A 13,646-nucleotide genomic window follows, 5' to 3' on the forward strand; every position below is an offset into this window, starting at 1 on the left:
CGTACGGCGTGGTCGCGGCCACGCGCTCCGTCACCCGCTCGCCCCGCCGTCCGGCGAACCGGGCGCGGGGGCCTGGCCGGGGGCGGGGCGGCGCGGCGGCGGAAGTACCGGGGCGGGGGAGGGCGGAGGGCCGGACTCCGCGAGGGTGCGGAGCAGGGTGCTGCGGACCTCCGTGATCCTGGGATCGCGGCGGTATCCGTTGTGCCGTTCCAGTGGCCAGAAGACGGGCTGGGCGCGGGTACGGGCGTGCGACCGCTCGGCGTCGGGGTCCATCGGGTCCACCCCGTCGTCCCATTTCTCGTCCACACCGGGGATGCCGATCGGACCGGCCAGCAGGTCCGTCTCGCGGTGGATGTTGACCCACCTGACGAGCAGACGTGTGGGGTCGTCGCCGTGGACCAGGCCGGCGAGGGACTCGACCGTGACATAGCCGGGGTAATGGCGTCCGAACACCGCGCGGATCGGACTCCCGGTGGTCAACAGGGCGATACGCGGGCGCAGTTCGGCCCGGATCTGCCACAACGCGGCCACGGCTATCACCGACCCCATCGACTGCGCGTGCAGCAGGATCCGGGTGCGGCGGTCGGAGTCGAGCAGATGCTCGACGCGGTGCACCAGCTCGGGCACGGTGCGTACCGTCCACGCCGCCGGCGCGAAAGGGTGCGCGGCACGCGGCCAGAACACGCCGAAGGCCCAGGCGATGCCCGTGTTGCGGCGTGTCTCGGGACGCAGCACGACGGCCCGTACGGTGATCAGCGCCACCGCCACGAGCGCGACCAGGGTGAGGGCGCCGAAGGTGGTCAGCTGCTTGAGCACGTCGGCCGTGGTCCGGTGGACGTTCGTCTGCAAGGTGCCGTCGCCCGCCCAGTTGGCCAGGTAGAGGGTGAGGACCAGGGCCACGATCAGGGAGGCCAGCGCGGCGAGGCCCTGGTCGTACCAGTCCAGGCCGTCACGCCCCGCGATCTCCGTCCAGCTGATCTCGCGTCGGTGTTTCCTGTCTTCGTCCTCCTCCCAGGGGTGCGCGGAGGTGGCCTGCTGCCTGCGCTTCCACACCTTCCACAGGGCGTTGGCCCCGGCCGCGAGCCCGCCCAGCGCCACCACCAGCGGGAAGGCCGCGGCGATCACCCGTACCGCTCTGGGGAGTTGGGTGGCGTACGGGTGTCCGTCCGGAGTGAGCCAGCCCTGTGCCCACAAGGAGAACGCCGCCGTGTAGAGCCACCCGATGAAGCAGGCCAGCACCGCGACGACGGGCCCGAGCAGCCCGTACAGGGACATCTTCTTGGCGCGGTCGAGGTCTCTGAAGCACATCACGAGACAGGCGACGATCATCAGCAGCACCCCGAGCCCCTGGGCGATGACCACGTCGTTGGCCTCCTCGCCCATGCCCGGCAGCATCCAGGACTCGCCGCGCGCGGCGCGCCAGTCCCGGTCGGGCAGGGCGCCGTAGAGCATGGCGCAGGCCGTCACCGTGAGACATACGGCGACGGTCGTACGCTGGTGGTCGAGCGGCCACCGTTTGTGCCACGCCACCTGCCGGAACCAGGGGCCGTCGGCGACGACCAGTGCCGCCGGCACCAGGATGAGGACGAAGAGCACCAGCCCCACCGTCGTGCCACCGTGGCGCATGTCGTACTGGAACGAGGGAACGATCAGCAGCATCGCGACCGTGAGCAGTCCGGTGCACAGATGCTGCGCGGCAAGGCCCTCGGCCCGCCAGTTGTACTCCCAAAAGCCCCGCGCCTCGAGCGGCCGCCGCACGGTGCCGGGCTCCCGCGCCCGCAGCCTGTCCTCGTCCTCGAAACGCCGCTGAGCCTCGAACTCCACCGTTTTCAGGACCGGTCGGTACTCCTTCTTGGCGTCCCGAGCACTGAACGCCATCACCGCTCCGACGAGCAGCGGCACGACGGCGGCGAGGGTCAGACCCAGCCCCGTGCCCATGTCGCGCGCGGCCTCGACGAGGGGGTTCCGCGCACCGCAGGGGGACCGCGCGGCCGCCCCGCACTGCCATACGACCTGGTCCATGGCCGCCTGTCCGAACACGCCCACCAGCATCACCGTCAGCGACAGTCCGAGGAGCCGGGCCCCGAAGTCGTACAGCGCGCCCGACAGTCTGTTGCGCGGGGGCAGTCCTGGCTGCATCCAGGTCACCAGGTTGATCAGCAGAAAGGGCAGCAGACACAGCCACATCGCCCGCCCCGCGCCGCCGATCGTCAGCCGGTTCCAGTCGTACACCTGCCGCTCGACCGGAGGCTCGGACTCGTCCGGCTCCACCGCCGCGTACCAGCCGGCGCCCTCGTCCCCACTGATCCGGCGGACGGACGGCGGCTCAAGTGCCTCCGTACGGTCCACCGGGCCGATGCCGGGCACGACCAGTTCGATCAGACGGGTATGCCGCCCCTGGGATCCGTTGTCCATGGCAGATCACAGTGAGGGGCACGGACGGCGCTCACAATGCGTCAAAAGTACGAGACCGAGGGTGTCCGCCGCCGGCGGGCGGGAACGGCCCGGTCCTTCCGGGGCCCGGCGACGTGTCCCGAGGCGCAGGGGGCCGATGGGTCGGGGGCCCATTCCGTCGACCGGGGCGGCCCCACCGAACGAAGCGTCCATCCGGTGGCGGTGTGCTGGGACGCCGTTCCCGGACCGTCTCCCCACTCGTCCCGCGGCACCGTCCCGCTCTGTCCTGCCCCGTCCCGCCGAACCGTGTCGTTCCGCCTCCACCCCCGCCCGTCCGGCGTGGCTCGGGTCATGAATTCCCGCTCCTGTGCCGGTTCGCAGGGCCGGACGGGGTGGCGCGGATGAAGCAACGGTATGAAGCCGGGACCCGTTCGGACGCGTTCCGGCACGTCCGCTCGCTCGGTCGGACCCCTTTGGCTTGTGTAAGTCCCGACATTCCGGTCGCCCCACGTCGCCCTCCCAGGGCACGCGGCGGCATGTCCGGACACACGTTCCCGCAGGAGGTTTGGTGAGATCGTCACATTGGTGTGCGAGCCTGGCGGCGGTGGGAGGCCTGACCGGCTCCCTGGTGCTGGGCGCCTCCGTCACATCGTCCGCGGCCCCCGCGGACAGGGACGGCGGCGTTTCAGGTGCTGCCGCGCACGCCTGGCCCGTCAAGCCGGTTCCGGCAGCGGCGGTTTCGCCCGCGCTGTCGAGGGTCGCATTCGGCGGGCTCGTCCAGCCGCAGGTGTGCAGGGGCCTGATGCCCGCCCCTATCGCGCCGGCGCTGCGCCCGTACTTCTTCTGCGGTGACTGGCGGCTGGGCCCCAAGCGGCTGCCGATGTACGGAAAGCTGGGCCGCATCCTCCACAGGTACGACCGGCTCGGCGGCCTCACCGCCGTGACGTTCCTGAACCGGTGGTGGGACCCCACCGCCGACTCCGGTCAGGGCGACTGGCGTTACCCGCCGGACGACGGCTACACGCACAGGAACCAGACCGTGGTGGCCGCTCCCCTCATGCTCCACGCGGGCCAGAAGCTGGACCGGTTCGGCAGCGAGGCGGGCCGGTTCCTCGCCCCGGCGGGCACCAGGTACGGCAAGCGTTCGATCCCGCCGTCGAGCCTCAACACCATGGACCCGCGCTACCCGTACGACTACCACGTGTACAAGGTGACCAAGGACGTCGTGGTGTGCGCGGGCAGGACCGCCCCCGGGTTCGAGCAGTCGGGCCTCGGCATCCAGTATGTGACGTCAAGTCAGTTCTGTCCGAGCATCCCGCGTACCACGGTGGCGGACCTCGTACGCAACGGCACCCTGCGGCGAATCGTCAAGTAGTCCCCCGCGTCCGCGCGGGAACCCGCCGAAGCCGGACCCGGTCACATCCGGGTCCGGCTTCGGCCCCGAGGAAGGACCGACGCCATGGACCGGTTCGAGCTGTGCCGGGCCCTCCGGGCGGCCGGGGTCCCCTCCGCGTACTACGAGATCCCGGACTGCCCCGGCGAACATCGGGCCGCGGACCGGTACTTCCTCGAAGAACGTGACGGGGAATGGCTGGTGGGCGTCCACGAGCGGAGACGGCGCGAGGTCTTCGAACGGTTCGCCGACGAGGGCCGGGCCTGCGGCTGGATCTACGACCGCCTCACCGACGAGGGACCGGCTCCCGGGCCGGACTGAGGACGGTCCCATGATTCCCGGCGGCCGGGCGACGAGGGCCACGGCACCCCGCCGCGCGGTCGGACCGACCGGACACACCGGGCACGAGGACGGCCCTCCGCCGTACGACCCTCCGGCGTACGACGCACGGCGTCCGACACCGAGCGCCGGCCCCCCGGGGGGATCACGGGCCGGCCTCCCGCCTCACCACGCGGCGGGAATCGCGCGCACGCCGCACGACGGGCGTCACCCGCTCCGCCGTCATCCGCTCCGCCGTCACCTCCGCCGCGCGGCGCGACCGGCACCGGCACCGGTGCTCAGACGTGCTGGACGGCGCCGTGCTCGATGAGGCTTCTGGCGCAGTCCAGTACGGTCTCGCCGGCCGGCCGGGGCCGCCAGCCGAGAACCCGCCGCGCCTTGTCCGTGCTGTGCCGGTTGCGGCGGCCGAGGGCCGGCGTGATCTCACGCAGCGACGGGTCCCGGAACCGGGCCGCGAGCCGGACCGCGAAGTCCGGGACCTGCCGGGTGGAGACCCGGCGGCCGTCCGCGCCGAGGCCGTCCCGCAGGATGCGGGCCATCTCCGTCATCCAGGTGAACTCGCCGGTGGCGAGGAAGCGTTGGCCCGCGGCGTCCGGCGACGTCATCGCCCGGAGGTGCACGTCGACGAGATCACGGACGTCCACGATCTCCAGCCCGATCCGCGGGATGCCGGACATGGCACCGGAGATCATGCGCCCGACGATTCCGACGGAACCGAGGGTGGCCGTCGTGAGGATGGGGCCGAACACGGCGCCGGGCAGCACGGTGGTCAGTTCGGTGCGTCCCGGGTGGCTGTCCATGAAGTCCCACGCGGCCCGCTCGGCGAGCGTCTTCGAGCGGCGGTAGGGGATCAGCGTGGGATCGTCCGGGTCGGTCCACAGCGTCTCGTCGGTCACGCCCTCCGTCGCGTACGACGACGGGCTCGCGGCGTTCGCCGCCGAGGTCATCACGACGCGCCCGACCCCGGCCCTGGTCGCGGCACGCAGTACGCGCAGCGCGCCGTCGCGGGCCGGGGCGATGAGCGCGTCCGGATCACGGGGGTCGGCGCCGCCGAGCGGGGAGGCGACGTGCAGTACGCGGTCGACACCCTTGACCGCGGCGTCCCAGCCGTCGTCCGCCGTGAGGTCCGCGACGGCGAAGCCCAGCCGGCCGGCGGGGTCGACGACGGTCGACACGGCGTCGACGACGGCCTGCTTCTTCCCCTCGTCCCGCACGGTGGTCCGCACTTCGTAGCCGCCGCGCAGCAGCTCCGCGATGCACCAGCCCGCGATGTAGCCGCTGCCACCGGTCACCAGAACCACTTCGGCCATGGCCGTTCTCCGCTTCGTCAGGTGGGTGTGGGAAAATGAAACGGAAGCCCCTCCGTTACGGCTTCGAACGTACCGGAAGCCCTTCCGTTTCGCAATCCGCACTGAACGGACCACCGACACCCGTGAACTCGCTGCCACCGAAGCCGACGCGTTCCGACGCCCGCAGCAACCGGGCGCGCATCCTGGCCGCCGCCACCGAGGCGTTCTCGGCCTCCACCAGCGCCTCCATGACGTCCATCGCCAAGCAGGCCGGGGTCGGCGTCGGAACCCTGTACCGGCACTTCCCGACCCGGGAAGCCCTCGTCGTCGAGCTCTACGACCAGGAGATCCAGAAGCTCATCGACCTCGCCCACACCCTGGCCGGCTCGCTCCCGCCGCTCACGGCCCTGCGCGGCTGGTTCGAGGAGGTCGCCCGGTACGGCCAGCTCAAGTACGGCGTGGCCGAGGTCATCCACGCGGCGACCAACGGCGGCCTCGACGACGAGCACTACGGACCCTTCCTCGGCGCGATCACCGCCCTCCTCGACGCCGGCGCCGCCGAGGGCTCGCTGAAGCCGGGCACCGACCCGGAGGACGTACTCCTCCAGCTCAGCGTGCTGTGGCGGATCCCCCCGGGGCCCGGCAGCCAGGAACGGGCCGCCCGGATCCTCGACCTCGTCGCCGACGGGCTCCGCAGCCGGCCACCGGAATCCGCGTAGCACCGGGGCGGGCGGCGTCGACCCCGGGTGGACGCCGCCCGCCGCCGCACCGGGACTGATCCGCCTCCGCGCCCGACCCGTTCACCGCCCCGCGCGCCCCCGTCCGTGACGACCGCCGCCACGGCCGGGTGGGCGCGGGACGGCCACCCCCGCACGGTCGGGTCCGTCCGGGACGGGCACTCCCGCGCGGGAGTGCCCGTACGGGACCCAGCGCCCGCCGGGGGTCACGCGCCGTCCTGAACGGCGAGCACGATCTTGCCGCGGTGCTCCCTGCGTTCCAGGCGCTCGTGCGCGGCGCGTGCCCGCTCCAGCGGGAACACCGCCTCGACCGGCACCCGGTACCGGCCGGCCGCGACCCGCTCGGCGAGTTCCCGCAGGTCCGCGCGCGGGTCGTAGCCGTGGATCTGCAGGTTGGTGAGCTGGAACCCGAGGACGGACGCGTTCTTCGGGTAGAAGTCACGGGTGTCGACGACGCTCGGCTCCAGGGCCACGTTGGCGAGGGCGACCACCCGTCCGCCGTGGCCGACCTCGCGCAGACTCCGGGCGAAGGCGGGGCCGCCGACGGTGTCGAGGACGATGTCCGCACCGCGGCCCCCGGTCAGCCGCAGCACCTCGTCGACCTCGGCGTCGTCGGGGTGCGCGGAGGTGTCGAGGGTGTCCCGCGCACCGAACCCGGCCGCCCAGGCGGTCTTCTCCGCCGAACCCGCCGACGCGATGACCCGGGCGCCGGCGCCCGCCGCGATCTGCACGGCCGCGCTGCCCACCCCGCTCGCCGCGGCCTTCACCAGTACGGTGTCGCCCTCGGTCACCTTCGCCAGCCTGAGCAGGCAGTACCAGGCGGACAGCCACGCCACGGGCAGGGTGGCGGCCTGCGTCAGCTCGACGCCCTCCGGGAGCACGGTCACACGCTCGGCCGGCACGACAGCCAACTCGGCATAGAAACCAGGCGCGTTCACCCCGTCCAGGGCCATGACCCGCTGCCCGGCCCGGACCCCGGTCACCCCCTCCCCCACGGCCTCCACGACGCCGGACGCCTCGACGCCCGGGATCAGCGGGGGCCGGCCGGCCCGGTGGTACACCCCGGCCCGCACGAGCGCGTCCGCGCGGTTCACCCCCGCCGCCGCGATCCGCACCAGCACCTGTCCGGGGCCGGCGACCGGGTCCGGCACCTCCACCGGGACCAGCACCTCGGGCCCGCCGAACTCGTCGATCCGCACCGCACGCATACCGCACCTGCTCCCTCGGGGGACGTACCGGAACACCGCACGCAAGGCCGACCCGCACAGTGACACCGGTTGAAGTGGTGTCACTGTGCGACACCTTATGAACAGGTGTCAAGGCGTTAGAATCGGACCATGCCCCCAGCTTCCGCCCCCGAGCCGCAGACGGCGTTCCCCTTCATCGGCGGCCGCCCCGCCCTGGACTTCGTCGCCACGCTCGGCAAACGGCACACCGCGCCGTTCGAACGGCTCCCGGACCCCGAGGCACTCGCCCGCTGGATCACCGAGGCGGGCCTGCACGCCGGAGCGGACGGCGGCCCGGCACGGATCAGCGAGGCCGATCTCCTCCGCGCCCGCACGCTGCGCGAGGCCGTCCACCGTCTCGTACGCGCCGCGATGCTCGAAGAAGCGCCCGACCCGGACGACGTCGCACGGGTGAACGAAGCGGCGGCGCTGCCCGATCTCGCACCTCAGCTCGCCGAGCCGTACGACGGTCCACGGCCGGTCCTGCGCTGGACGGCCGCGCGGCCCGGCCCCGCGGCCCTGGCGACCGTGGCCCGGGACGCGGTCCTCCTGATCGGCGGCCCCCTGCTCGGAAGGATCAAGGAGTGCGAGAGCCCCACGTGCTCCCTGCTCTTCCTGGACGACTCCCAGGCCCGCCGGCGCCGCTGGTGCTCCATGGACCGCTGCGGCAATCTCGCCAAGGTGGCCGGCTACCGGTCCCGTGGCCGCACCGCCTCCACCACTGAAAACTGACCGCCGAAGGGCGCACTGCTGACGTGCGGTGAAACCGCTTCCGTACGCCGAAGCCGCCTCCCGCCGGCGAACCTGCCGCCGGCCCGTACCCCTCGCCGGCGAAGCCCCCTCCGCCCGGTGAAGGGGATCACCACCCCGTGCGGACCCCTCAGGCCCCGAGGGCGTCGGCGAGCAGGCGCGTCCCCGACGCCGGCGCGCCGATGGGCGGCGCGTCGGCGGGGCAGAACGGGGAAGGGGCCCGGCGACGACAAATTTGGCTTCGTTGCGGACAGTTACAGTCCTCGATCAACACGTTCGGTACAGGGACGAAAGGGGAAAAGGCCAAGGATGCGAGACGTACGTGATGTGTGGGCCGTGGTGGGACCACAGTTCCGGAAGTGGCACCAGGAACCCGTGGTCGTCCAGTCGGTGAGGTCGGCCGCGGCGGCGAGCATCGCGTACGTGATCGCGGTCCGGCTCAGTCCCGAGCCCGCGCCGCTCACCGCACCGCTCACCGCGCTCCTCGTCGTGCAGGTCACGCTCTACTCCACCCTCACCACCGGCATCCGCCGCGTGAACTCCGTCGTGGCCGGCGTCGTCGTCGCCATCGGTTTCAGCCTGCTCGTCGGGCTGACCTGGTGGAGCCTGGCGCTGCTCATCCTCGCCTCGCTGGCCGTCGGCCACCTGGTCCGGGTCAGCGAGTTCGTGCCCGAGGTGGCGATCAGCGCCATGCTCGTCCTCGGTGTCACCCGGGTCGGGGACACGGCCTGGGCCAGGGTCCTGGAGACGCTGATCGGCGCGGTGGTCGGGCTCGGCTGCAATCTGCTGTTCGCTCCCCCGGTGTGGGTGGGCGCGGCCGGCCAGTCCATCGAGGACCTGGCACGGCGCGTACGGCAGTTGATGCTGCGCATGGGGGAGGAGGCGGCGGGCCGCACCCCCGTGGAGCACGCCACCGCGCGGCTGCACGAGGCGCGGCGTCTGGACCACGACATCGTCGGGGTCGACGCGGCGCTCCGGCAGGCCGAGGACAGCCTGAAGCTCAATCCCCGTGTCCGCGAGGGCCTGCTGCACCGGATCGTGCTGCGCACCGGGCTCGACACGCTGGAGATCTGCACGGTGGTGCTGCGGGTGCTCGCGCGCACCCTCACCGACCTCGCCAAGGAGCGTGATCCCGAGCCCCTGTTCGATCCACAGGTGGGCGCGGTGATGGAGCAGCTGCTGAGCGAAGTCGCCGACGCCGTGGTGAGTTTCGCCGTCCTGGTGACCACCGACGTGAGCCAGAACGCCGAGTCGGCGGAGACCCGGCTCACCGCGGAGCTGACGACCGCGTCGGCGACCCGCGACAAGCTCGCCCAGCTGCTGCTGGAGGGGGTCCAGCGGGACGCCCGTCAGTGGCATCTGCACGGCGCCGTCCTCACGGAGGTCAACCGCATCCTGGACGAGCTCGACACGGAGCACCGTTCACGGCGTCTGATGGAGGAACTCGACCGCGGCGCGCGTGAACAGCGCGAGCGCCGCCCGCACCTCACCCGCCTACGGAACCGTCTGCGGGTCCCGATGCCGACGCGCCGGAGCCGGAACCGTCGGACGGCCTCGCGACGTTCTCTGTGAGAGGCCCGTGCCACGACGGGTGGGCGCGGCGCCGACGACGAGGGGGAACGCGGATGACCGGGGGCACCGTACGGATCGAGGAGAACTCACTGCTGCTGCCGGGGGGTGTGCGGATCCGCTTCATGCGGACGCTGCGCCTGCCCGAGACGGGGACGCACGGACTGCCGCCCGGCCTCGGAGAGTTCCCGCTGCGCCGTGTCGAGGACTACGCGGACACGGTCCCCGCCGAGTGGCGTGCGCGCGGCGGTGTGATGCTGCCGGTCTACCTGCGCGAGGCCATGTGGCTCAGCTTCGCGGGCTCGGCGGAACCGGCCGCGCTGCAGGTCGGGGTGGGCAAGGTGTGCGCGATCTCGGGCGAGCCGTGGAGCCCCCGGCTGTCCCTGAACCCGCAGAACCACGTCCTGCTCCCTCGCCAGCCCTGGCTGGACGGCATCAACTCCGGCAAGGGAAAGGTCCGCCAGTTCGTCGCCGTGCCCCTCGGGCTGGGGGCCACGGTCGAGGGACAGGTGACCGGCGAGGAGGTGTGGGGCGGCCTCCAGTTGCAGTCGTTCCCGCTGCGTGCGCCGGAGCTCGCGAAGTGGCGCGAGCAGGAGCGCCGCCGGGCCGAGGCCGCCCGGTCGGCAGGGACCCTGACCGGTTACGGGTCACCTCCCCCCGCGCCCGGCGCCCTGCCGGCCCCCATGGCCGCTCCCGCCGCCGCGGCCCGGTCGAGAAGCGCGCCGGCCATGGGGCTCGGGGTGGGGGGCTCGATGCGCCAGGAGATCCACCCCTCCGACCGGCCCCTCGGCGCCTGGGCCGGTGAGCCGGCCGGCCGGGTGTTCGTCCACCTCGTGACACCTCCCGAGTGGCGACGCGTCACGGGTGAGGCTCCCCCGCCGTCGCCGGTGGACCGCGCGGCCTACACCCGGGCCGGGCTGCCCTGGTTCGAGTACTACGACCAGGACGCCGGGGACGTGGCCCCCACGGACACCCTCGGCGCGGTGCGGCCCGTCGGCGAGTGGCTCGGCGACGACCACGAGCCCTGGCAGGCGCCCTCGCCCGAGCAGGTGATCCAGCTCGGGGACGCACCGGGCAAGCCGGTCGCGGACGGTGACTGGTAGGTGGCGGTACGCGTCGGCCTCCGTGTGACGTACCGCGCCGTCTTTGCACCGCACGGGTGTCACACGCCATGGTGGAGGTCACGGCTGAGGCAACCGACACCCGAGGTGCAGGCATGAGCAGTGGTGCAGGACCGGCGCGCGGCGCGGGCGGCGGCTGGAGCAGGCGCCGGTTCGTCGGAGCGCTGGCGGGAGCCGTCGCGGCGACGGCGCTGCCCTCTCCGGCCGCGCCCCGGGCCGAGCCCGCACGGGCCGCGACCGCGCCCGGCGTCGGGTCACCCCCGACCGCCGGTGCGCCGTCCGCGGCCGGCTCGCCTTCCGCCGGCGGCTCGCCCGCCCCCACCGTCCGTCCCCTGTTCCTCGGCACGTACACGTCGGTCGACGGCGGCGGGAAGGGCATCGGACTGGCCACCTACGACTCCGCCACGGGTGCCGTCACGGCCACCGGCACGGTGACCGGCGTCGCCGACCCCTCGTACCTCGCCGTGCACCCGGACCACCGCACCCTGTACGCCGTCGACGAGCGGCCCGAGGGCGGGGTGACGGCCGTACGGCTCGCGGACGACAAGGTGCTCGGCACCCGTGGCACGGGAGGATCCGGTCCGTGCCACCTGTCCGTACATCCGAGCGGGCACTGGCTGCTGAGCGCCAACTACGGCTCGGGCAGTGTGGCCGTGCACCCCATCGACGCCTCGGGCGCGCTCGGCGAGCGCACGGATCTGGTCAGGCACTCCAGCCCGGCTCCCGGCCCCGGCCAACAGGGGCCGCACGCGCACCAGTTCATCACCGGACCGGACGGCAGCCATGTCCTCGCCGTCGACCTGGGGACCGACACCGTCTACAGCTACCGGCTCGACCCGTCCGAGGGCACACTCGCCGAGGTCTCCCAGGCGCACACCCGTCCGGGCGCGGGCCCGCGCCACCTCACCTTCCACCCCGGCGGCCGCTTCGCCTATCTCGCCAACGAGGTGGACAACACGGTCGTCGTCTGCGGCTACGACAGGACGAGCGGGCGGCTCAGTCCGGGGAAGGCGCAGTCGACGGGTACGGGGACGGGGACCAACTACCCGGCTCAGATCGTGGTGACGTCGGACGGCGCGTACGCCTATCTGGCCAATCGCGGCGCCAACAGCCTGACGCGGTACGCGGTCGAGGCGGACGGCGCGCGGCTGCGGCTCCTGGACACCGTCCCGGTCGGCGGCGACTTCCCGCGCCAGCTCGCCCTCTCGCCCGACGAGCGGCTGCTGTTCACGGCGAATCAGCGCTCCGGCACGGTCAGTGTCTTCCACGTCGACGGCGCGAGCGGTGGCCTCAGGCTCGCGGGCAAGCCGTTCGCGTCACCCGTCGCCGTCTGCGCGCTGCCGCTGTAGCGCGCGGGGGCAGGCGGTGGAGCTCGCCTGCGTGAGCAGCACGTGCATGCGCTCGGTGAGCTGGGAGACGTCGTCGGCGGGCGCGTGGAAGGCCAGGCGCACATCGCCGTCGCCCCGTACCCGCTCGACGCGCAGTGTCAGGCCGTGCCGGTCGACGGCGAGCGGCTGGACGCGGACCGCGCCGTGCAGGCTCTCGGGCTCGACGAGGCGGGTCAGCCGCTCGACGGCGTCGGGGTGCGCGTCGGCGAGGTGGGTGAGCAGGGCGGCCTCGGCGGATGCCAGCGGATCGGGGTCGGCGTCGGCGAACTCGTCGAGGCCGACGACGACGGCGCCGGACGCGTCGCGCAGCACGACCCGCGAGGCCCGGAACTCCAGATGCCCCTCCCCGACCGTGAACCAGCCGGCCGTCCAGAGGCGGGTGCGGATCCGGCGGCGTACCGGAACGGGCGCGACGTCCGCGAACTCCAGGACGGCCGACGGCTCACCGCGGGGGGCGCAGACGGCGGCGGCGAGCAGCGCGCTGTCGTCCGGCACGCGCAGAAGGATCCTGCCGTCCCCGGTGACGCTGTGCGCGCCGAGGAGTTCCTCCCGGCCGCCCTCGGCGGTCACCGCGCAGGACCAGGCCGCGGCGAGCACCGAGCGGGCGCGCTCGGCCACGGCGGGCGCGGCCGTCCAGACATGACGGTCACCCATTCGGTCACCCATCCCAACCTCCATTAGGTAAGCCTTGCCTAACCTATCGAAGATCCGGGTGTACGCCAACCACGCCGCGCCCCTGACGCCCCCAACGGCTACGGGGCGATCGCGCCCAGCAGCGCCCGCGCACAGAGGTCGCGCAGTTGTTCGCGCGTCAGCTCCGCGCCCCTCAGCCACTCCAGACACACGGCCGTGGTGAAGGCCAGCCAGCCGCGCACGGCGATCCGCAGTTCGGGCCGCTCCACAGCCGCGGGGCCGAAGTCCGGGTCCGCGGCGAGCGCCTCCAGGATCTGCCGCTCCTGGACGGCCAGTGCCCGCCGGTAGACCGCACGCACCGCCCGGTCACCGGCCGCGTCGGCACGGTGGAAGGCGCGGAAGCCGTGGGCGTGCGTCTCGACGTACGCCAGGAAGGTGTCCAGGCCGGCTCCGAGCTGCTCCCGCACGGCGACCCCCGGCGCCGCTGCCGTCATGCGCAGCATGCGCTCGCTCTCGCGCTCCACGACCGCGGCGAAGAAGTCCCGTTTGGTCGGGAAGTAGTGGTAGAGGAGACCGCGCGACACACCGGCGATCTCGGCGACCTGCTCGATCCACACCTCGTCGTACGGACTCTCCGAGAACAGCCGCGCCCCCACCGACAGGAGCTGCTCCCTGCGTTCCCCGGTACTGAGCCGACGACGCGTGCGCTCCTCCCCTTCCCCGCGTCTCGCAGCCATGTCCCGCACCTTACTTGACGTCGGTTCAGCAACGGGAACAGACTGGGATCCGCTGTTGAACCCGCGTACA

General features: G+C 73.0%; 12 protein-coding genes. 7 read left to right on the plus strand and 5 right to left on the minus strand.

Translation table 11 applies throughout. The annotated features are described in order from the left end of the window. Positions 1–30 precede the first annotated feature (30 nt). Positions 31–2,415 (minus strand): hypothetical protein, encoded by a 2,385-nt coding sequence (locus tag GFH48_RS05595; protein WP_153287188.1) that lies wholly within the window; start codon positions 2,413–2,415, stop codon positions 31–33. A 781-nt stretch (positions 2,416–3,196) separates the two neighbouring features. On the opposite strand from GFH48_RS05595, the gene GFH48_RS05600 reads away from it, so the two are divergent. Next, complete coding sequence (locus tag GFH48_RS05600; RefSeq protein ID WP_153287189.1) at positions 3,197–3,769, plus strand: TNT domain-containing protein; 573 nt, start codon at positions 3,197–3,199, stop codon at positions 3,767–3,769. Positions 3,770–3,853: 84 nt separating this feature from the next. Beyond that, positions 3,854–4,108 (plus strand): hypothetical protein, encoded by a 255-nt coding sequence (locus tag GFH48_RS05605; RefSeq protein WP_153287190.1) that lies wholly within the window; start codon positions 3,854–3,856, stop codon positions 4,106–4,108. Positions 4,109–4,404: 296 nt separating this feature from the next. Here the strand turns inward: GFH48_RS05605 and GFH48_RS05610 are convergent, their stop codons facing one another. Next, on the minus strand, positions 4,405–5,436 hold the full coding sequence (locus GFH48_RS05610; protein ID WP_153287191.1) for an NAD-dependent epimerase/dehydratase family protein: 1,032 nt from the start codon (positions 5,434–5,436) through the stop codon (positions 4,405–4,407). A gap of 122 nt (positions 5,437–5,558) precedes the next feature. On the opposite strand from GFH48_RS05610, the gene GFH48_RS05615 reads away from it, so the two are divergent. Continuing rightward, positions 5,559–6,134 (plus strand): TetR/AcrR family transcriptional regulator, encoded by a 576-nt coding sequence (locus tag GFH48_RS05615; protein WP_322746977.1) that lies wholly within the window; start codon positions 5,559–5,561, stop codon positions 6,132–6,134. Between the two features lie 224 nt (positions 6,135–6,358). Here GFH48_RS05615 and GFH48_RS05620 read toward each other — a convergent pair whose 3' ends face one another. Continuing rightward, positions 6,359–7,360, minus strand: a complete 1,002-nt coding sequence (locus tag GFH48_RS05620) for a quinone oxidoreductase family protein (protein WP_153287193.1) — start codon at positions 7,358–7,360, stop codon at positions 6,359–6,361. A 129-nt stretch (positions 7,361–7,489) separates the two neighbouring features. Between GFH48_RS05620 and GFH48_RS05625 the strand changes: the two genes are divergently transcribed. The 4 genes from GFH48_RS05625 (at position 7,490) to GFH48_RS05640 (ending at position 12,167) form a co-directional block, all read left to right on the plus strand. Beyond that, a complete protein-coding gene (locus GFH48_RS05625; RefSeq protein WP_153287194.1) occupies positions 7,490–8,110 on the plus strand; it encodes a CGNR zinc finger domain-containing protein in 621 nt (206 codons plus the stop codon). Positions 8,111–8,437: 327 nt separating this feature from the next. After that, positions 8,438–9,700 carry an FUSC family protein gene (locus GFH48_RS05630; protein ID WP_153287195.1) on the plus strand — a complete coding sequence of 421 codons (1,263 nt, stop codon included), beginning with the start codon at positions 8,438–8,440 and terminating at the stop codon, positions 9,698–9,700. Positions 9,701–9,753: 53 nt separating this feature from the next. Next, positions 9,754–10,800 (plus strand): hypothetical protein, encoded by a 1,047-nt coding sequence (locus GFH48_RS05635; RefSeq protein WP_153287196.1) that lies wholly within the window; start codon positions 9,754–9,756, stop codon positions 10,798–10,800. A 113-nt stretch (positions 10,801–10,913) separates the two neighbouring features. Beyond that, positions 10,914–12,167: a lactonase family protein gene (locus GFH48_RS05640; protein ID WP_153287197.1), complete on the plus strand. Its 1,254-nt coding sequence runs from the start codon at positions 10,914–10,916 to the stop codon at positions 12,165–12,167. Here GFH48_RS05640 and GFH48_RS05645 read toward each other — a convergent pair. Together GFH48_RS05645 and GFH48_RS05650 are read right to left on the minus strand one after the other, a co-directional pair. Next, entirely contained in the window at positions 12,135–12,860 is a 726-nt protein-coding gene (locus GFH48_RS05645) for a DUF2470 domain-containing protein (protein ID WP_153292737.1), read from the minus strand. The two genes, GFH48_RS05640 and GFH48_RS05645, sit on opposite strands and share 33 nt — an antisense overlap. 98 nt (positions 12,861–12,958) lie before the next feature. Continuing rightward, positions 12,959–13,576, minus strand: coding sequence for a TetR/AcrR family transcriptional regulator (locus GFH48_RS05650; RefSeq protein WP_194280501.1), 618 nt, complete (start codon positions 13,574–13,576; stop codon positions 12,959–12,961). Positions 13,577–13,646 lie beyond the last annotated feature (70 nt).

The organism is Streptomyces fagopyri (genome assembly GCF_009498275.1).
In the GTDB taxonomy this organism is placed as follows: Bacteria; Actinomycetota; Actinomycetes; order Streptomycetales; family Streptomycetaceae; genus Streptomyces; species Streptomyces fagopyri.